Source organism: Flavobacterium beibuense (assembly GCF_004151245.1).
Classification (GTDB): Bacteria; Bacteroidota; Bacteroidia; order Flavobacteriales; family Flavobacteriaceae; genus Flavobacterium; species Flavobacterium beibuense_A.
In genome coordinates this window covers 117,836-138,093 of the sequence record NZ_JUIW01000009.1, presented here as the reverse complement: position 1 = coordinate 138,093, position 20,258 = coordinate 117,836, and the positions used below count along the sequence as shown (strand labels likewise).

Genomic DNA, 20,258 nt, shown 5'->3' with positions numbered 1-20,258 from the left:
TTGGTTGCGAAAATAAAAATGGTCAGCCCCAATTCATGTATATTCAAAGTGAAAACCTGTCAATTACAGAAGGTTCGACTTATATTCTTAAAAAAATAGAAGACGGTAACGCTTATTCAGGAATTGCCTACATCATTTCTCCAACAGAATATTATAACTCATTTACAGATGACGAATTTACAGGCGAACTAACCATTACAAAATTTGATATGGAAAACTATATTGTTTCCGGCACTTTTTGGTTTGATGTGCAACATCCTGTTACAGGAGAACGGGTTAAAATTAGAGACGGCCGTTTTGATGCTCAGTTCGGATTATAAATACACCTTAGAAATAAAACATAAAAAAATCCCGCCGATTGGCGGGATTTTCAATTTATATCATTAAGCGATTTTAAAACGCTTTCTGTCATTTTCATTCAGGTAGATTTTACGTAAACGTAAGCTCTTAGGCGTTACCTCTACATACTCATCTTTCTGGATGTATTCTAATGCCTCCTCTAACGAGAATTTGATAGCAGGAATAATTCTTGCTTTATCATCAGCACCAGACGAACGAACGTTAGTTAACTTTTTAGTTTTAGTAACGTTTACAACCATATCATCACCACGAGAGTTCTCACCAATAACCTGACCTTCATAGATATCTTCGTTAGGATCAACAAAGAATTTACCTCTGTCCTGAAGTTTATCAATAGAGTAAGGGATTGCCTTACCGTTCTCCATAGAGATTAATGAACCGTTGATACGTCCCGGAATCTCACCTTTAAACGGTTGGTACTCTAAATAACGGTGTGCCATGATAGCCTCACCTGCTGTAGCCGTTAGTAACTGGTTTCTCAAACCGATGATACCACGTGAAGGAATGATAAACTTAACTATCATACGCTCACCTTTAGGCTCCATACTTAGCATCTCACCTTTACGCATAGTTACAAACTCAACTGCACGTCCAGAAAGGTTTTCCGGTAAGTCGATAGTAAGTTCCTCGATAGGCTCACATTTAACACCATCAATTTCTTTGATGATAACCTGTGGCTGCCCAATCTGAAGCTCATACCCTTCTCTTCTCATAGTTTCTATAAGAACTGATAAGTGAAGTACACCACGGCCAAATACCATGAATTTATCAGCACTGTCAGTCTCATTAACTCTAAGCGCAAGGTTTTTCTCTAGCTCCTTGCTTAATCTTTCTTTAATGTGTCTTGAAGTAACAAACTTACCTTCTTTACCAAAGAAAGGAGAGTCGTTAATCGTAAACAACATACTCATTGTAGGCTCATCGATAGCAATGGTTGCTAATGCTTCCGGATTTTCAAAATCAGCAACAGTATCACCAATTTCAAAACCTTCAAGACCTACAAGTGCACAAATATCTCCTGCTTCAACTCTTTCTACTTTTTTACGGCCAAGCCCTTCAAAAGTGTGAAGCTCTTTTAATTTAGATTTAACCACTTTACCATCACGCTTAACAAGAGAAACATTCATTCCTTCTGTTAAGACACCTCTTTGTAAACGACCGATAGCAATACGACCTGTAAAGCTTGAGAAGTCAAGAGAGGTGATAAGTAATTGCGGAGTACCTTCAGATACTTTAGGAGCAGGAATATGCTCAAGTACCATATCAAGAAGCGGCTCTATGTTCTCAGTTTTGTTTCTCCAGTCAGTACTCATCCAGTTTTGCTTAGCAGAACCGTATACTGAAGGGAAATCAAGCTGCCACTCTTCTGCACCAAGCTCAAACATAAGGTCAAATACCTTTTCATGTACTTCTTCCGGAGTACAATTCTCTTTATCCACCTTATTAATAACCACACATGGCTTAAGGCCAAGGTCGATAGCTTTTTGAAGCACAAAACGTGTTTGCGGCATTGGCCCTTCAAAGGCATCAACTAAAAGTAATACACCGTCAGCCATGTTAAGTACACGCTCTACCTCACCACCAAAGTCGGCGTGGCCCGGAGTATCGATAATGTTGATTTTCGTTCCCTTGTAAGCTACCGATACGTTTTTAGAAGTAATGGTAATACCTCTTTCACGCTCAAGGTCGTTGTTATCAAGTATCAGGTCGCCTGTGTTCTCGTTTTCGCGGAATAACTGGCAATGGTACATAATTTTGTCAACCAGCGTAGTCTTACCGTGGTCAACGTGAGCAATAATTGCAATGTTTCTTATAGACGCCATCTTTCTTTTTTTGAAGCTGCAAAGGTACACTTTATTTTGATATAAAAAACACTAAAAACGAGACACTTAAGATTGTTATAATCTTTATCACACCTAAAATTAACATTAGTTAAATTACAATTAACAGTCTTCTTATTACAAAAGCAAATAAGTATATTTGAAGTAACTCAGTACTTTAGCATAACTTATCGCTTAATAAATGAATACTTTTTTAATAATTTTCACAGCCTTAATTATCCTCTTCACCATTATACCACTTGTAAGAAATGATTACTGGACTTTCAGGATTTTTGATTATCCGCGGCTGCAAAAGCTAACTCTTTCTGTTATCTGCATGGTCCTAATAATATTTTATTATGATGGCCCGGTAATGGAATATGCAACTATACTTTCTATAATATCCCTTAATATTATTTACCTGCTTTATCATATATTGCCGTTTACGCCTCTTGCAAAAAAACAGATGCTTACAGCCAAACGCACAGATAAAGCTAACACTATAGATATAGTGATTGCAAACGTATATCAGGAAAACCGTAATGCAAAGGGATGCCTTACAGAAATAAAAAAGGCAGACCCTGATATTGTACTGCTTATAGAAACCGATAATTTTTGGGCTGATGCTACATTGCAGTTAAAAGAAACTTATCCTTACAACAGACTTGTACCGCTTGAAAACACATATGGAATGATCTTATACTCCAAACTGGAACTTAAAAACACCGAAGTAAAATATATGGTAGAAGATGATATCCCCTCTATCCACACCAAAGTACTATTAAAAAGCGGTGAAGAAATTCAATTATATGCACTGCACCCTACACCACCGGTACCAAACGAAAATATGCAATCTACCGAAAGGGATAAGGAACTTTTGCTTGCAGCAGATTTATGCAAAAAAAGTAAACTTCCGGTAATAGTAATGGGTGATCTAAATGATGTGGCATGGAGCTATACTACAAAACTGTTTTTAAAAATGAGCGGTATGCTGGACCCAAGGATAGGACGAGGTTTTTTTAACACCTTCCATGCGCAGTACCCTTTTATGCGGTTCCCTTTAGACCATGCATTTGCATCTCCGCACTTTAAGTTTGCATGCATGAAACGGCTTAATAACTGCGGTTCAGATCATTTTCCTATATATGTAAGCCTACAGCTTGACAAAGGTGCCCAGTTTGAACAACACGGTGAAAAACCTGATAGTGATGATATAGCTGAAGCTAGTGAAAAGAAACAAAAAACAACATAACAAAAAAAGCTCCCGGTAATCCAGGAGCTTTAATTTTATATCTTAACAAGTAGTTATTCTCTTATTAAAGAGCTGCTACGTGCTTAGTTAATTTTGATTTTAAGTTTGAAGCTTTGTTAGCGTGGATGATGTTTTTCTTAGCTAACTTATCAATCATTGAAATAACAGAAGATAATTTTTCTGAAGCTTCATTCTTATCTGTAGCTAAACGTATTGCTTTAATAGCATTACGAGTAGTTTTGTGCTGATACCTGTTCAACACTCTTTTCTTTTCGTTGCTTCTGATTCTTTTTAAAGCTGACTTGTGATTTGCCATTTTGTTAACTTAAATATCTTGTTATATAAAATTTGTAGTCCGTAGGGGAATCGAACCCCTGTTACCAGGATGAAAACCTGGCGTCCTAACCCCTAGACGAACGGACCATTGTTTTGTTACTCTGAAGTCCTTTTTGGATTATTCTCAGTAAAAAATATTAGAACTTCAATTTCGTAGTCCGTAGGGGAATCGAACCCCTGTTACCAGGATGAAAACCTGGCGTCCTAACCCCTAGACGAACGGACCGTTTTTGTTTCATTATTGCGGTGCAAATGTACAACTATTTTTTATTTACGCAATAGCTGAAACAAAAATTTTTTATTTTTTTTAGTACGCCTTTGCAAACAGCACTCGTCCCTTTGATGGCGCACCTGTAAGCACACATTTACCCTCTTCTTCTACCCTGTCAAGAGCTATACATCTGATTGTAGCCTTAGTAAGTTCTTTAATACGTTCTTCAGTCTCTCCTGTACCGTCCCAATGAGCCGCTACAAAACCACCTTTATTGTCTAAAACATCTTTAAATTCTTCAAAAGAATTTACTTCAGTAATATGTGAATTTCTGTACTCAATAGCTTTATTAAACAGTTCAGATTGTATTTTTTCAAGAAGATCCTGAATGTAATTTGCGATATCAGCCTTAGCCACTACCTCTTTTGTAAGGGTATCTCGGCGCGCAACTTCAAAAGTTCCGTTTTCAAGGTCTTTTGGACCTACGGCAATTCTTACAGGAACACCCTTAAGTTCATACTCATTAAACTTCCATCCCGGTTTATGCGTAGTCCTGTCGTCATACTTAACCGAAATATTAAGTTTTCTTAGCTGAGCCATTAATGTTTTAACCTCTGCCGATATTTCTTCAAGCTGCTCATCGCTCCTGTGAATAGGAACAATCACTACCTGTATAGGCGCAAGGTTTGGCGGAAGCACAAGTCCGTTATCATCACTATGCGTCATTACAAGAGCTCCCATTAAGCGTGTGGAAACACCCCAAGAAGTTGCCCAAACATAATCCTGTTTACCTTCCTGGTTGGCAAACTTAACGTCAAATGCTTTAGCAAAGTTCTGCCCTAAAAAGTGCGAAGTACCTGCCTGTAGTGCCTTACCATCCTGCATTAAAGCCTCAATACAATACGTCTCCTCTGCTCCGGCAAAACGCTCATTAGCTGTTTTCACCCCTTTTATTACAGGTATAGCCATAAAGTTCTCAGCAAACTCGGCATACACATTCATCATCTGTTCAGCTTCGGCAATTGCCTCCTGCTTAGTTGCGTGTGCGGTATGCCCTTCCTGCCATAAAAACTCTGCTGTTCTTAAAAACAAACGTGTTCTCATTTCCCAACGCACTACGTTTGCCCATTGGTTAACAAGAATAGGCAGGTCGCGGTACGATTGTATCCATTTCCTGTAGGTATCCCATATAATGGTTTCTGAAGTAGGCCTTACAATAAGCTCTTCCTCAAGTTTAGCATCCGGATCTACTTCTATCGTTTTTCCGTCTTCACTTGTTTTAAGCCTGTAATGAGTAACTACAGCACATTCTTTTGCAAAACCGTCTACATGGCTCGCCTCCTTACTAAAATAAGATTTGGGTATAAATAAGGGGAAGTAAGCGTTTTGGTGTCCTGTTTCTTTAAACATCCTGTCTAACTCTGCCTGCATTTTTTCCCAAATTGCATAGCCGTATGGTTTTATTACCATACATCCCCTAACCCCTGAATTCTCAGCAAGGTCTGCTTTTACAACCAGTTCATTATACCATTTGGAATAATCTTCTGATCGCTTAGTTAAATTCTTACTCATTTCAATTAAATTGGCACAAATATTGTTTTCTTAAAATATATTACTAACTGTTTGGCAAAACTAACTATTTTTGTTAGTCCAACAATAAAAAAAATGCAGCGTTATGAAAACTAACTACTTCACACTACGTACAATCTCCCTGCATACCTTGTTAGGGTTTTTGACCCTTACCGTAGTCTCGTGCGGTTCTTACCAAAACACCTCTTCTTATAATGACGGTATTTATGGTTCAGTTCCCCGTGACAGCAACAACAATCCTGTTTATACTTATAATGACGGAAACGTACAACAGTACAGAGACGGAAATGTTTCAGGACAAAACACAAACTATAAAGGTTACTTTGAATCTTTAAAGAACGAATACCCTGTATATGATGATGATGCAACTACACAAAACGACTCTGTTGTTAGTGTTACCAATTACAACAACGCATATACAACTAACTCTTACCCGGGTTGGGGTGAAAATCCAGACAACATAACCGTAAATGTTTATGACGGCTATGGCTATGGTGGTTGGGGTTACCCTTACTATGGCTGGGGCTATGGCGGTTGGGGCTATCCCTACTATGGAGGCGGTTGGGGCTGGGGCCTTGGATGGAACTCATGGGGCGGATGGAATGTTGGCATCGGATGGGGCTATGGCTATGGCGGATGGGGTTACCCATACTATGGTTGGGGTGGCTACTACGGAAACTGGGGCTATTACCCTTATGGACATGCTTACTACTACAATGACTACAACGGACGTTACCCATACAGCGCAGGAAGATCTAATGTTGCTTATGGAGGAAACAGAAACGGTGTAGGAGGAAGAAGCAATGTTGCCGGCAGAGGCTATCAAACAGGACGAAGCAATGTAGCCGGAAGAAATTCTTCATATACCCCTAACAGATCTTCTATGTCAAGAAACAGTTCTACAGTAAGATCAAGAGGCAACAACACCAGCGACAGAAGTTCTTACTCTAACTCATCAAGAGCTACCAGAAGCAGCAGTAACAGAGAATATACTCCTTCAAGCAATACAAGAAGCAATAATAATTATACTCCTTCAAGAAGTAGCTCATCACCAAGCAGGTCATACAGCCCTTCTCCATCCAGAAGCTCAGGCGGCGGATTTGGCGGCGGTAGATCCGGTGGTGGTGGCGGTGGAAGATCCGGCGGCGGTGGCGGCGGAAGAAGAGGATAATTAACCAATAATACGGCTCCATGCTATTTGACAAAACAGTATGGAGCTTTTCAAAATCAATTGACTATGAAAAAATATCTATTCCTTGCTGCTTTTTCATTAACTGCAGCAGCTTTACATGCTCAGCAGGATCTCAATACCCCTGAAGATGCTGTAAGATATGCAACAGGTAACCTTACAGGTACTGCACGTTTCCGCGCGTTAAGCGGTGCTTTTGGAGCACTGGGTGGCGATCTTTCTGCCATTAATGTAAATCCGGCAGGTTCGGCAGTTTTCAATTACAACACAGGTACGGTTTCGTTAACCAATTTTAATATTTCTAACGAATCCAATTACTTTGGTACAAACACAAAAAAGAACGACAGCTCACTGGAATTAAACCAACTTGGTGCTGTTTTTGTTTTTAATAACTCTAACGAAAATGCTACTCTTAAAAAATTTGCTATAGCATTTAACTATGAAAATACCGATAATTTTGACAACAGTATTTTCTCTGCAGGTTACAACCAAAACAACTCTATAGACAGGTATTTCCTGCGATACGCTAACGGCATTGGCAATGAAGGAGGAATTCCGCTAAGCGCACTTAATAACGCTTACTATGAAGACCTGAACTTTATAGACCAGCAGGCTTACTTAGGATATAACGGGTACATGTTTAACCCCGATGTAAATACTCCGGATAACACTACTTATTCCAGCAATGTTCCGGCAGGACCTTACTATAATGAGAACAGTGTTTCTACAAGAGGATATAATGGCAAAGTAGCCATTAACTTTGCAGGACAATTTTCTAACTGGCTGTATCTTGGAGCTAACCTAAATGCACATTTTACCGATTACATCAAGACTTATAGTGTGTATGAAGATTATCAGAGCCCAACTACAGGCTTAGCTGCTGTCCGTTTTAATAACGAAAGATATACATACGGCGGAGGTTTCTCTTTTAACTTGGGCGCTATTGCCAAAGTTACCGAAGCTTTCCGTTTAGGACTTGCCTATGAGTCTCCAACATGGTACAGACTTCAGGACGAAATTACACAAAATATAATTGTTCAAAATGATGGCAGCCGCGTTGTTACCGATCCGGGAATGACATTTATTATGGATGATTACGGACTTAAAACACCTGGTAAATATACCGGAAGCTTAGCTTATATTTTTGGGCAGTCGGGACTTATAAGTATCGATTACTCACTTAAAGACTATAGCAATACCAAGTTTACAAGCAGGGGTTACGACATGATTAACGACCAGCTTGGAAGCACTCTGGATTTAGCAAGTGAATTCCGTGCTGGTATTGAATACCGTATTAAAAGTGTAAGTATTAGAGGTGGTTACCGCTTTGAGCAAAGTCCTTATAAAAATGGTTATACAATGGGCGACCTTACCGGATATTCCGGAGGTTTAGGTTTTAACTTCCGAGGCTCCAGATTAGACCTGACCTACTCTTACTTTAACAGAAAATCGGCTGCGCCTTTATTAACCGCAGCATTAACCGATTCTGCAAGAATAAACAGCTGCAACAATAATGTTACTGTTTCATATTCTATGGATTTGTAAATTTTCATCTTACATAGTTACTTTAAAAAAACCGCCCTTACAAAAGAGAGGCGGTTTTTATTTTATAGCCCTTTCCACATAAATTTTAACGCTATATACTCCTGTTTATCAATAAAAAGCGTAATTTTGCACTCCAATTTTCAAGTACATGAGAACCAAATCGTTAAAGAAAAATAAAATCAACGTAGTAACACTTGGGTGTTCTAAAAATGTTTATGATAGCGAAGTGCTTATGGGCCAGCTTAAAGCAAGCGGTAAAGACGTTACCCATGAAGCGCCTGCACATGAGGAAGGAAATATTATTGTTATAAACACTTGTGGTTTTATTGATAATGCAAAGGAAGAATCGGTTAACATGATCCTTAATTATGTTGACAAGAAAGAACAGGGACTGGTAGATAAAGTATTTGTTACCGGATGCCTTTCTGAACGATACAAACCGGATTTGGTTAAGGAAATACCTAATGTAGACCAGTATTTTGGCACGACAGAGCTTCCGTTACTTTTAAAAGCCCTTGGAGCCGACTATAAGCATGAGCTTTTAGGAGAGCGTTTAACTACCACCCCTAAAAACTACGCTTACCTTAAAATTGCTGAAGGATGCGACCGTCCGTGCAGTTTTTGTGCAATCCCGTTAATGAGAGGGAAACACGTTTCCCAACCAATAGAAAAACTGGTTAAGGAAGCTGAAGGCCTTGCAAGAAACGGAGTTAAGGAACTTATACTTATCGCTCAGGACCTTACATACTACGGTCTTGACCTTTATAAAAAACGTAACCTTGCCGAGCTACTTGAAAACCTTGTAAAAGTTGAAGGTATTGAGTGGATCAGGTTACACTATGCTTTCCCTACAGGATTCCCGATGGACGTGCTTGAACTGATGAAGCGTGAGCCTAAAATATGTAACTACATAGATATTCCGTTACAACACATCAGTGATAACGTACTTAAGTCTATGCGTCGCGGTACCACTTATGAAAAAACAACCAGACTATTAAAAGAGTTTAGGGAAACGGTACCGGGAATGGCTATAAGAACTACCCTTATTGTAGGTTATCCGGGAGAGACTGAAGAGGATTTCCAGATACTTAAAAACTGGGTTGAGGAAATGCGTTTTGAGCGTCTTGGATGCTTTACATACTCACACGAAGAGAATACTCATGCTTACCTTCTTGAAGATGACGTGCCTGCTGAAGTAAAACAACAACGCGCTAACGAAATAATGGAAATACAGTCGCAAATTTCATGGGAACTTAACCAGGAAAAAATTGGGCAGGTTTACCGTTGTATCATCGATCGTAAAGAAGGAAACCACTTTGTGGCAAGAACTGAGTTCGACAGCCCGGATGTGGATAATGAAGTACTTATTGATGCTTCTCTAACTTACCTTAAAACAGGAGAGTTTACAGATATTAAGATTACCGATGCCACCGAGTTTGACCTTTATGGTGTACCGGCAAACATGGCTACAGAATAATACCTAAAAGCTAAAGTTGATGAACTTTAGCTTTTTTGTTTAAAAAATCATTAAGTTTGACCTTATTATAAAGTATTGCATCATGAAATATTTTAAAATTTTGGCTATTGCCTTTCTTCTTTTTACAGGACACGAAGCCATGGCTCAGTACGGCTACGGTTACGACCCTTATTACAATTCAGGTTACAGACCCGGTGTTGACCGAAGAATAGATACTCAAAGAAGCAGAAAAGCGATTAAAAAGAAAGAGGATGAAAAGCCTAAAGACCTTTCGGAAGTAATGTCTGAATATCTTGCCAAAGAACTTAAGCTGGATGATTTTCAAAAAGCCGCTGTTAAGGTAATTTATGATGACCACAAAGACCAGATACTTGAGCTGTCTAACAACGAAAGTGATACACGCCAGGTGTTAAGAGATAAATTTAATGCGATAAGTGAAGAGATTGATAAAAAAATCCTTCCGTTATTATCTGAAGATCAGAAAAAATCATATCAGAAGATTATCGACGACAGAAACAAACAAAAGTAATTACAGTTACAATATAAGCAACCCGTATTCGCGTAAAGTGTTTACGGGTTTACTATACCAAAACAGTTCAAAATCTTCCAGCCCTACATCTTCGTAGCTTTGCTTTACCTGCTGGAATCCTGTTACCTTATTATCCGGAGTTACTGCAATTTGATGTAGTAATGCTACCAACCATTCGCCCTGTTCCTTATTAACCTGAATGGTATAACTCTCCTTTTTATCGTGAAAAGTAAATGCGGCTAACTCAAAAGTGCGGCCTTTTTTGTTTTTTGTAAAGTAGGATACCGCTGGCTTCCCTCCTATCCACACCACTTTTGCGGTAGGCTTAACCGTAAAACTATCATCCTCATGCAGTACATTATAAATATAATCGTGCTGCACTTTAGTACGCGGTACCTTAAACTCAAACCAATCCTGTAACGGATAATCAAAGCAAATACCGTGCATGTAGTTAAAGAGCGACTTCTTAAGTCCGTAACTAAATTTATCGTGGTTAGTTCCTGTTTTATCTATGTGTACAATATCGTTATTGGCAAAAGCCCCTATCGCTTCGGTTTCCTTTAATACACCAAACTTTTCAGGATACATACCAACAGGGCTATGGGCAGTCATAGCAAACTGGTGCCAAAATCCCGACTGTAGTATTCCCAGTTCAAACATTTGCCTCACCATCTCAAGCGAATCTACAGTTTCCTGTGCTGTTTGTGTAGGGAAACCATACATAAGGTAAGCATGCACCATAATGCCGGCTTCGGTAAAATTGCGGGTTACCCTAGCCACCTGGGCCACCGTTACACCTTTTTGTATAAGCTCCAACAATCTGTCCGAAGCTACCTCAAGTCCTCCTGAAACTGCTATACAACCGGATGCTTTTAGTAATCGGCATAAATCTGCAGTAAAGCTCTTTTCAAAACGGATGTTAGTCCACCAGGTTACTGCCAGTTTTCTTCGGATAATCTCTAAAGCTACTTCCCGCATTAAGGCGGGAGGTGCTGCCTCATCAACAAAATGGAAACCGTTTTGCCCAGTTTGAGCCACAAGTTCTTCCATTCGGTCTACCAAAAGCTTTGCGGCAACAGGCTCATATATCTTTATATAATCTAATGATATATCACAAAACGTACATTTACCCCAATAACAGCCGTGAGCCATGGTTAGCTTATTCCACCTGCCATCACTCCACATACGGTGCATAGGGTTTACAATCTCAATAACCGAAATATAGTCGTCAAGCAATAGATCAGAATAGTCAGGAGTACCTACTTCACTCTGTTTATAATCCCTGCAGGCCGAATTATCAATATAAGTTACCTTTCCGTCTACCAATGTAAAAGTGCGCTTAAGTTCGTTCAGGCTTCTTTTACCTTCAAGATGTTCCACAAGGCATTCTACCGGAGCTTCCCCGTCATCCAGCGTAATAAAATCAAAAAACTCCATTACACGTCCATCCGAAAGAGAGCGCAATTCGGTATTAGGGAAACCGCCTCCCATACTGATTTTTACATGAGGAAATATCTTTTTAATGTACTGCGCACTCCTGAAAGCTGCATATAAATTCCCCGGGAACGGCACCGAAAAACCAACAAGCATCGGGTTTACGTCCCTCATCCTTTCATGCAGTATATCAATCAGCAGTTCATCAATATAAGTATAGGGCTGTTGCAGGCTTTCATACAACTCATCAAACGAATTTGCAGAGCGCCCTAACCTCTCCGCATAACGGCTAAACCCAAAATGCGGGTCGATGCAGTCTACAATAAGGTCGGATATATCTTCAAGATATAGCGTGGCCAAATGCTTCGCTTTATCCTGCGTACCCATACTGCCAAATGCCCAGTCCAGTTCTTCAAGCTGTGCAAAACGTGATGCCTCGGGTAAAAAATCTTCCTGGCATATCAGGTGTGACAGCGTAGGGTTCTTACCCTGCAAAAACAGCATTACGGCATCTATGGTTTTAAGGTATTCATCCTTAAGCGCTATAATACGTTGTGAGTTTGGAGTTAGGATTTCAGTATTTTGTTCTATGCGGTTAAACAAATCGGTAAGCCCCTGTTTTGAGAAAAGCTTTAAAATCACCTCTATACCCAAATCGGCCTGAAAACAGGGTATATCCTTAGTATTAAGGAATCCCTTAAGATATGCCGTTGCAGGATAAGGCGTATTTAACTGGGTAAAAGGTGGCGTTATTAAAAATACTTTAGCACTCAAAACAGTAATGGTTTAGCCTGCAAAAATAGTTGATATTTTTGGTATTTTCACTTATAAAGCTTTTAGTATATTTGAGCTAATTTTTACATCAATGAAAAAAACTTACATACTTTACATCTTTATTTTTTTCCTTTTTTCAAATTCATTACCTGCACAGCAATTTCAATGGGCTAAACAAATAGGTGGCGATTATTTGCAAACCGTGCAATCAATAGACGTTGATACCGAAGGAAATATTTACCTTTTAGGCGAAACAAAAAACCAAACTACAGATTTGGATCCCGGTACCGAGGTTTACAACCTTACCCACTCTTCATCATTTACTAATAATTATGATACTGATCTTTTTTTAATTAAACTCGACAGCGATGGAAATTTTGTTTGGGGAAAAGGACTTGCCGACGTTTATTCCAACTCCAATCAGGCTCGAAAAATAAAAGTAGGTCCCGACGGAAATATATACACTATTATTGCAGTACGTGAATATCCACTTTACAAACAAATTATTCATAAACATGATACTGACGGAAACCTGCTATATATAAAAAAACTTTATGACCTAAACGAAGAAAACACTTCTGGTTTAGGAGCGCTTAGCATTGATATAGATGACCTTGGTAATGCTTATATATGTGGAAATTTTTATAACACCATTCATTTAGACAATAACCAGCCTGAATTCGATCTCTCTTATCCTGGTCATGGATCTTTTATTATCAAAATAGATTCTCAGGGGGAAATCACATGGGCTAAACCTTTTACCGATGACCAGGAAAATGGTTCAATATTAAGAAAGGTAATATTGAGACCCGATGGAAATTTAAATTTTCTGGTTAACAGATATGTACAAAATGAAAACCAAACCGGATGGGATCCTTTACAAACCCTATATAATATAAATACGGAAAACGGAGAGGTTTTATGGCAAAAAGAATTTGAAAAACAATATGCCAGTGATTTCTCAATAACTTCAAATGGGGACATTGCTATTTTAGGAAATTTTGAAGCAGGAAGTTTTGATGTAGATCCTGGAGAAAATGAACACATACTAACCTCAGAAATGTATAATAACAGGTATATACTATGGTTATCTCAAGAGGGTGAGTTTATTGATGTAATTCCTTATTATTTTGACTGGAACGGACCAAAACTTAATACAATAAGTTTTGACCAGGAAAATAATTTTTACCTGTCGGGTTATTTAGAATATGAAGTTATAATAGATGTAAACCCTGATCCAGAAGATGAATTTCTGATAAGTAATAATTATGCATTACAATATCCTCTGGTTATTAAATTTAATAGCAATAAAGTCTTTGAAACTGCCTATAAATTTGGAAGTGGAGGTTTATTAAGCATCACAGAAATTATTCCTTATGATGATATGATATTTATGGGCGGACGATTTACTGCCGGAGCAGATTTTGATCCGGGGCCAGGAGAATTTATAATGAATTCTTCAACTAATGGAGTACAGTATCTAGATGGTTATCTATTAAAGCTGGGGACTGAAACTTTGGGAGTTAATGAAAATACTATTCAAAGCGGCACTATCGTAGCTTATCCTAACCCGGCATCAGAAATTATTACAGTAAAACTAGATCAGGTAACAGATAAAAAGGAATTAAAAATCATAGATATAACAGCTAAAGAAGTATACAACCATTTTATTGATTCAGAATTAAATATAAACATAAGTAATTTAGAATCAGGAATATACTTTATTAAGATTGAAGGTATTACTTCGAGCCAAAAGTTTATAAAATACTAAAAATGTTTTTATAAAAAAGCCATGATATTCAATCATGGCTTTTTATTTATTACAATTACTCCAACTTTAAACGCACTATTAGTAAGAACTGCATATAAAGTTTGCATTTATTTTTTCGCTAACTTTACAGGAAAATAATTTACTACAATGCCGTCAGACTGTATCAGCTTTCAAAGTTCAGGATATTTTACCCCACTAATAACTGATTACCTTAACCAAAAAGAAAACCTGAAGCCGTTATACAACCGCTTCCCTACCCTGGAAAACTTTAAGCAGCAGGCACTGGAAAAACAGCAAAACTACAATAGTGATTTCCGTAATGTTATAGTAAATGCCCTGCGACAGCAGTATGTCGGATTCAATATATCCAACAGTACAAAGCAAAATATTGAACTACTTAATAAGAACAATACCTTTACCATAACAACAGGCCATCAGTTAAACCTGTTTACGGGTCCGCTTTACTTTTTATATAAAATTGTAAGCGCCATAAACCTGAGCAGGCAATTGGCCGAAACCTACCCCGAATACAATTTTGTGCCTGTTTACTGGATGGCTACCGAAGATCATGACTTTGACGAGATTAACTACTTTAACTTTAAGGAAAAGAAAATAAACTGGAACAGGGAAAGTTCAGGCCCTGTAGGCCGATTATCTACCTTGGGACTGGAAGCAGTACTTGAGGTTTTTGAAAAAGAATTAGGCCCAGGAAACAATGCATCATGGTTAAAGGAGCTGTTTAGGGAAGCCTACATAAAACACAGTAACCTTACAGATGCCACCCGCTATCTGGCCAACAGGCTTTTTGGTGACACAGGACTGGTAATAGTAGACGGAGACAGCCCAAGCCTCAAAAAACTGTTTGCTCCGCATGTTAAGGAAGAGCTTTTACATCAGACATCACATACTAAAGTTGCCGAAACGGCACATTTATTAAAAGACTACAACATACAGGTGAACCCAAGGGAAATAAACCTGTTTTATTTAGAGGATAGCATAAGGGAACGTATTATTTTACAGGATGGCACCTATTATGTAAACAATACCGAAATTAAATTTAGCGAGGCAGAAATACTGGCTTTACTGGAGTCAAATCCGGAAAAATTCAGTCCTAATGTTATTATGCGTCCGCTTTATGAGGAAGTTATCTTGCCTAACCTGTGCTATATAGGCGGAGGAGGTGAGTTGGCGTATTGGTTGGAATTAAAAACCTATTTTGAGTCGGCTGGGGTTGCCTTCCCTATATTACTGTTACGTAACTCGGTATTACTTGCTACCCAAAAGCAGGCTGATAAAATGGACAAGCTAAACCTAACCTGGACCGATATGTTTATGAAACAGCAGGAGCTTGTTACTAAAAAGACTCACGAATTCTCTGAACTAGGCCTTGACTTTAGCGAACAGAAAGAGTTTTTAAAACAGCAGTTTGCAAATTTGTATGATATGGCCGCAAAAACTGACGCTACCTTTACCGGAGCGGTAAAAGCTCAGGAGCTAAAACAGCTGAAAGGACTTGAAAATCTGGAAAAGAAATTGCTTAGGGCAGAAAAGAAAAACCATGCCGACAAGCTGGAGCGCATTACGCAACTTCAAAATGAGCTTTTCCCGGGCAGGAGCCTGCAGGAACGTAAAGCCAACTTTTCACAATTTTACCTTGAATTTGACGGAAAGCTTACCGAAAAACTGTTTGCCGACTTAAAGCCTTTAGAGCAGGAGTTTAACATTGTGGTTTTGTAAAAAAGAATAAAAAACATTAATAATTTATTAAACTTATTAATGTAAAAACCACTACTTTTGCAGCAAATTTAAAAAGACTATGGCAACAAACAGGACATTTACAATGATTAAGCCGGATGCTGTTGAAAAAGGACACATCGGTGGTATTTTATCTATGATAACTGAAGCAGGTTTCAGAATCGTTTCTCTAAAATTAACTCAACTTACTTTAGCTGATGCTCAGGCATTTTATGCAGTACACAAAGAAAGACCTTTCTTTGGTGAACTTGTTGAGTTCATGACAAGAGGACCTATCGTAGCTGCTATCCTTGAGAAAGAAAATGCTGTTGAAGATTTCAGAGCTTTAATTGGTGCTACTAACCCTGCTGATGCTGCTGAAGGTACAATCCGTAAAAAATATGCTACATCTGTAGGTGAAAATGCGGTTCACGGTTCAGACAGCGATGAGAACGCTGCTATCGAGAGCAACTTCCACTTTGCAGGAAGAGAGCAGTTCTAAGAATATAATCACGAACTGAAATATAAAAGCCGCTCAATGAGCGGCTTTTTCTTTTATCTTAAAACAACTTCCTTTACAACTTCCCTTCCCAGTTCCTCATTAATCATCTTCACTATCTTTTCCTTCCCAAAACTAAGTTCTTCACGCAAAACTGCCGAAGTCAACGCCACATAAAGCGTAGTACCTTTTAGCATAATTTCACTGGTGTAATTATTTACCCCGTTACCCATAAGGTTTTTCCATGCATCACGTACATCAATCTTATCCATACCTTTTTGAAGGTTATTCTTCTGGATAATTTCTTTAAGCACATCACCAAGTGAACTGTGGTCGTTTAGTCGTTTTGCCATTATTTTATAGTAAAGGGTTCGGGTTTGTGGTAATGGTATTCAATATCCTGTTCATTTTTCAAAACAAGGTTCTCATCATCAAGCTCAATTATCTGCTCTTTCCATTTAGCATGATCGGTAGTATAGTTAATGTATGTCTTACCGTCTTCTTCGCTTACTGCAATCTTTTCTGTCAGCTCATTGGTTCTGTATGTACCGTCTACCTGAGGCATTACCTTTTGACGGAAACCTTCTTTTCCTTTCAGCTCAAAAAAATCTATCGTAGGATTAACTGTATACTCTTTTTCTCCTCCATCAGGCATTATAACCTCCTTAATTTCCCAGTATCCGTTAAGTTTATACAGATCAGCCTCTTCAATTTTTTGAGAACAGGAAACAGTTGCTAATGCCATTAGCAAAAAAAGGCACAGTTTTTTCATGATATCTTTTTGTTTTGGTTAGCACAAATTTAATCATTTAAAAGTGTCATCAAATGTTATAACGGTAGTTTAACGAAAACAAGTATTTAATATCTTTAGCATCAGCTAACAAAAAAATTATATGAGAAAATTATTTCCTTTACTACTTACAGGTATACTGTTTTTTAGCTGTAGTTCATCAGATGACAGCAACAATCAGGATACAAATCCTACTCCTGAAGAAAGCATGTATTTCCCTGACAACAATACTGATGTTTGGGAAACTACCAGTCCGGCTTCATTAGGCTGGAATGAAAGTGCAGTACCTGCGCTATTACAATACCTTGAAGAAAAACACAGTAAATCGTTTATGATACTTGTAAATGGTAAGATTGTAATGGAAAACTATTTTGACGGGCATTCAGCCACTACCCCCTGGTATTGGGCAAGTGCCGGAAAAACCCTTACTTCTACAATAACAGGAATTGCCCAGCAGGAAAATTTCATCGACATAAACAACAAAGTATCTGACTATTTAGGAACAGGCTGGACAAGCGCTAATTTGGATAAAGAGAACCTTATAACCTGTAAGCACCTGCTTACCATGAGTTCCGGTCTTGATGATTCTTTGGGAGATGATGTTTCTCCCGAAAATCTGCAATATGTTGCCGATGCCGGCACCCGATGGGCCTACCATAATGTTTATGTTAAACTACAGGATGTTGTGGCACAGGCTACGAACCAAACCTGGAGCGGTTATTTCAATTCTAAACTAAGGGACCCTATAGGAATGACCGGCGCATGGATAGATAGTGGCGATGACCTAAGTGTTTACTGGAGTACTACACGAAGTATGGCTCGCTTTGGTCTCTTAGCTTTAAATAATGGTGAGTGGAAAGAGACCCAAATAATAAACACAACCTATTTTAACGAGGCTATATACACCTCTCAGGATATCAATAAAGGCTATGGCTACTTATGGTGGCTTAACGGTAAACAGAGCTACCACCTGCCGCAAACACAGTTTGAGTTTAACGGTAGTATTATCCCTTCCGGCCCTAACGATATGTATATGGCATTAGGCAAAAATGACCAGAAGATTTATGTAATACCATCAAAAAAGATGGTGATAATAAGAATGGGTAATGCTGCCGATGGCGAAAACTTTGCGCTTTCCGGATTTGATAATAACCTATGGCAAAAGATAAATGCTGTTATAGAATAAAAGAAAATCCGCTCAATGAGCAGATTTTCTTTTATTTGAGTTCTAATCTATTTAAAGAAAGAGTCTACAAACTCATACTTGTTAAATACCTGTAAGTCCTCAATTCCTTCACCCACACCAATGTACTTAACCGGTATCTGGAACTGGTCTGAAATACCAATTACCACACCTCCTTTTGCCGTTCCGTCTAGTTTGGTAACGGCAAGTGAGGTTACCTCTGTTGCAGCAGTAAACTGTTTAGCCTGTTCAAAAGCATTTTGACCTGTAGAACCATCAAGCACAAGCAACACATCATGAGGTGCATCGCCCACTACCTTTTGCATTACCCTTTTTACTTTGGTAAGCTCGTTCATCAGGTTTACTTTATTATGAAGCCTTCCGGCTGTATCTATAATAACAACATCCGCATTTTGCTTAACCGCCGACTGTAACGTATCAAAAGCAACAGAAGCCGGGTCGCTACCCATTTGCTGTTTTACGATTGGTACATTCACCCTGTCGGCCCAAACCTGCAGCTGATCTATAGCGGCAGCTCTGAAAGTATCGGCTGCACCAAGCACAACATTATGTCCCGCTTTTTTAAACTGGTAGGCAAGCTTACCAATGGTTGTGGTTTTACCCACTCCATTTACACCTACCACCATTAATACATACGGCTTTTTATCTGCCGGAACTTCAAAATCTGTAGCCTCTCCTGTATTAGTCTCCGAAAGCAGGCCTGCAATCTCTTCTCTTAATATTGCATTAAGTTCATCAGTACCTAAGTATTTGTCTTTAGATACTCGCTCTTCTATACGCTCAATAATTTTAAGGGTAGTATTTACACCTACGTCAGATGATACAAGTATCTCTTCAAGATTATCAAGTACCTCATCATCTACTTTAGATTTACCTGCTACAGCTTTAGATAACTTAGAGAAAAAAGAAGTTTTAGTTTTCTCAAGACCTTTATCTAAAGTTTCCTTCTTTTCAGAAGAAAATATTTTTTTAAAGAAGTTCATATGCTTTTTTAGTCTCGTTTTTCCTTTGGTAAATATAGAAAATAAAAAAGCTACTCCCGTTACTGAAAGTAGCTTTTCTATATATGTTTAGGACTTATTATTTCTTCTTAAGAAAATCATCCACTAATTCTGGAGCCATTACGCTCTCAACAAAAGTATAAGCACCTGTTTTAGGAGACTTTACCATTTTGATAGCTTTAGTTAGCCTTTTAGAAGCTGTCTGTAACGATGCTACGGTTTTCTTTGCCATGACGTAATATTATTTTATTTCTTTATGAACAGTTACTCTCTTAAGGATAGGGTTGAATTTTTTGATCTCTAACCTGTCCGGAGTGTTTTTCTTATTTTTAGTAGTGATGTATCTTGAAGTTCCTGGTACGCCAGAAGCTTTGTGCTCAGTACACTCTAAAATTACCTGGATTCTGTTACCTTTCTTTGCCATCTTGCTATATATTTATTTAGGTACGGATTATTATTTAATGAATCCTTTAGCTTTAGCGTCTTTTAAAACAGCAGCTAAACCATTTTTATTAATTGTCTTGATAGTAGAAGCAGCTACCCTAAGAGTAATCCATCTGTCCTCTTCAGGAAGATAAAAACGCTTCTTCACTAAGTTTACACTAAACTTTCTCTTAGTCTTGTTCATTGCGTGGGAAACGTTATTTCCAACCATCGCTTTTTTACCAGTAAGGGCACAAACTCTTGACATTATTTATCGCTTTTATATCGTTATTCAAAATCAGGGTGCAAAGTAACAAAA

20 protein-coding genes and 2 tRNA genes are annotated in these 20,258 nt (G+C 38.4%); 10 read left to right on the top strand and 12 right to left on the bottom strand.

All coding sequences use genetic code 11. The features are described from left to right. The first annotated feature begins 35 nt into the window (after positions 1-35). Positions 36-320 carry a DUF6252 family protein gene (locus tag NU09_RS13355; protein ID WP_129751795.1) on the top strand — a complete coding sequence of 95 codons (285 nt, stop codon included), beginning with the start codon at positions 36-38 and terminating at the stop codon, positions 318-320. Positions 321-383: 63 nt separating this feature from the next. On the opposite strand, the gene typA is transcribed toward NU09_RS13355, so the two are convergent. Beyond that, positions 384-2,183 carry a translational GTPase TypA gene (gene typA, locus NU09_RS13350; protein WP_129751794.1) on the bottom strand — a complete coding sequence of 600 codons (1,800 nt, stop codon included), beginning with the start codon at positions 2,181-2,183 and terminating at the stop codon, positions 384-386. A 199-nt stretch (positions 2,184-2,382) separates the two neighbouring features. On the opposite strand from typA, the gene NU09_RS13345 reads away from it, so the two are divergent. Then, positions 2,383-3,432: an endonuclease/exonuclease/phosphatase family protein gene (locus NU09_RS13345; RefSeq protein WP_129751793.1), complete on the top strand. Its 1,050-nt coding sequence runs from the start codon at positions 2,383-2,385 to the stop codon at positions 3,430-3,432. A gap of 64 nt (positions 3,433-3,496) precedes the next feature. On the opposite strand, the gene rpsT is transcribed toward NU09_RS13345, so the two are convergent. The 4 genes from rpsT to proS all read right to left on the bottom strand — a co-directional run bounded on the left by rpsT (position 3,497) and on the right by proS (position 5,551). Further along, positions 3,497-3,748 (bottom strand): 30S ribosomal protein S20, encoded by a 252-nt coding sequence (rpsT, locus tag NU09_RS13340; protein ID WP_129751792.1) that lies wholly within the window; start codon positions 3,746-3,748, stop codon positions 3,497-3,499. A 35-nt stretch (positions 3,749-3,783) separates the two neighbouring features. Next, positions 3,784-3,855 (bottom strand) — tRNA-Glu (locus NU09_RS13335). Positions 3,856-3,922: 67 nt separating this feature from the next. Further along, a tRNA-Glu gene (locus NU09_RS13330) sits at positions 3,923-3,994 on the bottom strand. Positions 3,995-4,075: 81 nt separating this feature from the next. Further along, entirely contained in the window at positions 4,076-5,551 is a 1,476-nt protein-coding gene (gene proS / locus NU09_RS13325) for a proline--tRNA ligase (protein ID WP_129751791.1), read from the bottom strand. Between the two features lie 103 nt (positions 5,552-5,654). Here proS and NU09_RS13320 point away from each other — a divergent pair, with 103 nt between their 5' ends. From NU09_RS13320 to NU09_RS13305, 4 genes are all read left to right on the top strand, one after another. Beyond that, the gene (locus NU09_RS13320; RefSeq protein WP_129751790.1) at positions 5,655-6,740 is read left to right on the top strand and encodes a hypothetical protein; all 1,086 of its coding nucleotides are present in this window, start codon (positions 5,655-5,657) and stop codon (positions 6,738-6,740) included. Between the two features lie 66 nt (positions 6,741-6,806). After that, a complete protein-coding gene (locus tag NU09_RS13315; RefSeq protein WP_129751789.1) occupies positions 6,807-8,303 on the top strand; it encodes an OmpP1/FadL family transporter in 1,497 nt (498 codons plus the stop codon). A gap of 148 nt (positions 8,304-8,451) precedes the next feature. Continuing rightward, a complete protein-coding gene (gene rimO, locus NU09_RS13310) occupies positions 8,452-9,780 on the top strand; it encodes a 30S ribosomal protein S12 methylthiotransferase RimO (RefSeq protein WP_129751788.1) in 1,329 nt (442 codons plus the stop codon). 82 nt (positions 9,781-9,862) lie between these two features. Next, complete coding sequence (locus tag NU09_RS13305) at positions 9,863-10,309, top strand: hypothetical protein (RefSeq protein ID WP_129751787.1); 447 nt, start codon at positions 9,863-9,865, stop codon at positions 10,307-10,309. Between the two features lie 6 nt (positions 10,310-10,315). Here the strand turns inward: NU09_RS13305 and NU09_RS13300 are convergent, their stop codons facing one another. Next, a complete protein-coding gene (locus tag NU09_RS13300; protein WP_129751786.1) occupies positions 10,316-12,517 on the bottom strand; it encodes a B12-binding domain-containing radical SAM protein in 2,202 nt (733 codons plus the stop codon). Between the two features lie 91 nt (positions 12,518-12,608). Here NU09_RS13300 and NU09_RS13295 point away from each other — a divergent pair, with 91 nt between their 5' ends. The 3 genes from NU09_RS13295 (at position 12,609) to NU09_RS13285 (ending at position 16,524) form a co-directional block, all read left to right on the top strand. After that, positions 12,609-14,288: a T9SS type A sorting domain-containing protein gene (locus NU09_RS13295; protein WP_129751785.1), complete on the top strand. Its 1,680-nt coding sequence runs from the start codon at positions 12,609-12,611 to the stop codon at positions 14,286-14,288. A gap of 147 nt (positions 14,289-14,435) precedes the next feature. Then, positions 14,436-16,025 carry a bacillithiol biosynthesis cysteine-adding enzyme BshC gene (bshC, locus tag NU09_RS13290; RefSeq protein WP_129751784.1) on the top strand — a complete coding sequence of 530 codons (1,590 nt, stop codon included), beginning with the start codon at positions 14,436-14,438 and terminating at the stop codon, positions 16,023-16,025. 79 nt (positions 16,026-16,104) lie between these two features. After that, a complete protein-coding gene (locus NU09_RS13285) occupies positions 16,105-16,524 on the top strand; it encodes a nucleoside-diphosphate kinase (RefSeq protein WP_129751783.1) in 420 nt (139 codons plus the stop codon). Positions 16,525-16,577: 53 nt separating this feature from the next. Here the strand turns inward: NU09_RS13285 and NU09_RS13280 are convergent, their stop codons facing one another. Both NU09_RS13280 and NU09_RS13275 read right to left on the bottom strand, forming a co-directional pair. After that, positions 16,578-16,874 carry a DUF721 domain-containing protein gene (locus tag NU09_RS13280; RefSeq protein ID WP_129751782.1) on the bottom strand — a complete coding sequence of 99 codons (297 nt, stop codon included), beginning with the start codon at positions 16,872-16,874 and terminating at the stop codon, positions 16,578-16,580. Then, positions 16,874-17,293 carry a lipocalin family protein gene (locus NU09_RS13275; protein WP_129751781.1) on the bottom strand — a complete coding sequence of 140 codons (420 nt, stop codon included), beginning with the start codon at positions 17,291-17,293 and terminating at the stop codon, positions 16,874-16,876. Before NU09_RS13275 ends, NU09_RS13280 begins: the two co-directional genes overlap by 1 nt. Positions 17,294-17,414: 121 nt before the next feature. Between NU09_RS13275 and NU09_RS13270 the strand changes: the two genes are divergently transcribed. Further along, a complete protein-coding gene (locus NU09_RS13270; protein ID WP_129751780.1) occupies positions 17,415-18,497 on the top strand; it encodes a serine hydrolase domain-containing protein in 1,083 nt (360 codons plus the stop codon). Positions 18,498-18,544: 47 nt separating this feature from the next. Here NU09_RS13270 and ftsY read toward each other — a convergent pair whose 3' ends face one another. From ftsY to rpmB, 4 genes are all read right to left on the bottom strand, one after another. Beyond that, positions 18,545-19,498 (bottom strand): signal recognition particle-docking protein FtsY, encoded by a 954-nt coding sequence (gene ftsY, locus NU09_RS13265; protein WP_129751779.1) that lies wholly within the window; start codon positions 19,496-19,498, stop codon positions 18,545-18,547. A gap of 97 nt (positions 19,499-19,595) precedes the next feature. Then, complete coding sequence (locus NU09_RS13260) at positions 19,596-19,748, bottom strand: DUF4295 domain-containing protein (protein ID WP_129751778.1); 153 nt, start codon at positions 19,746-19,748, stop codon at positions 19,596-19,598. A gap of 9 nt (positions 19,749-19,757) precedes the next feature. Next, positions 19,758-19,940 carry a 50S ribosomal protein L33 gene (gene rpmG, locus NU09_RS13255; RefSeq protein WP_026981158.1) on the bottom strand — a complete coding sequence of 61 codons (183 nt, stop codon included), beginning with the start codon at positions 19,938-19,940 and terminating at the stop codon, positions 19,758-19,760. A 30-nt stretch (positions 19,941-19,970) separates the two neighbouring features. Next, the gene (gene rpmB, locus NU09_RS13250; protein ID WP_129751777.1) at positions 19,971-20,207 is read right to left on the bottom strand and encodes a 50S ribosomal protein L28; all 237 of its coding nucleotides are present in this window, start codon (positions 20,205-20,207) and stop codon (positions 19,971-19,973) included. Between the last annotated feature and the right edge of the window lie 51 nt (positions 20,208-20,258).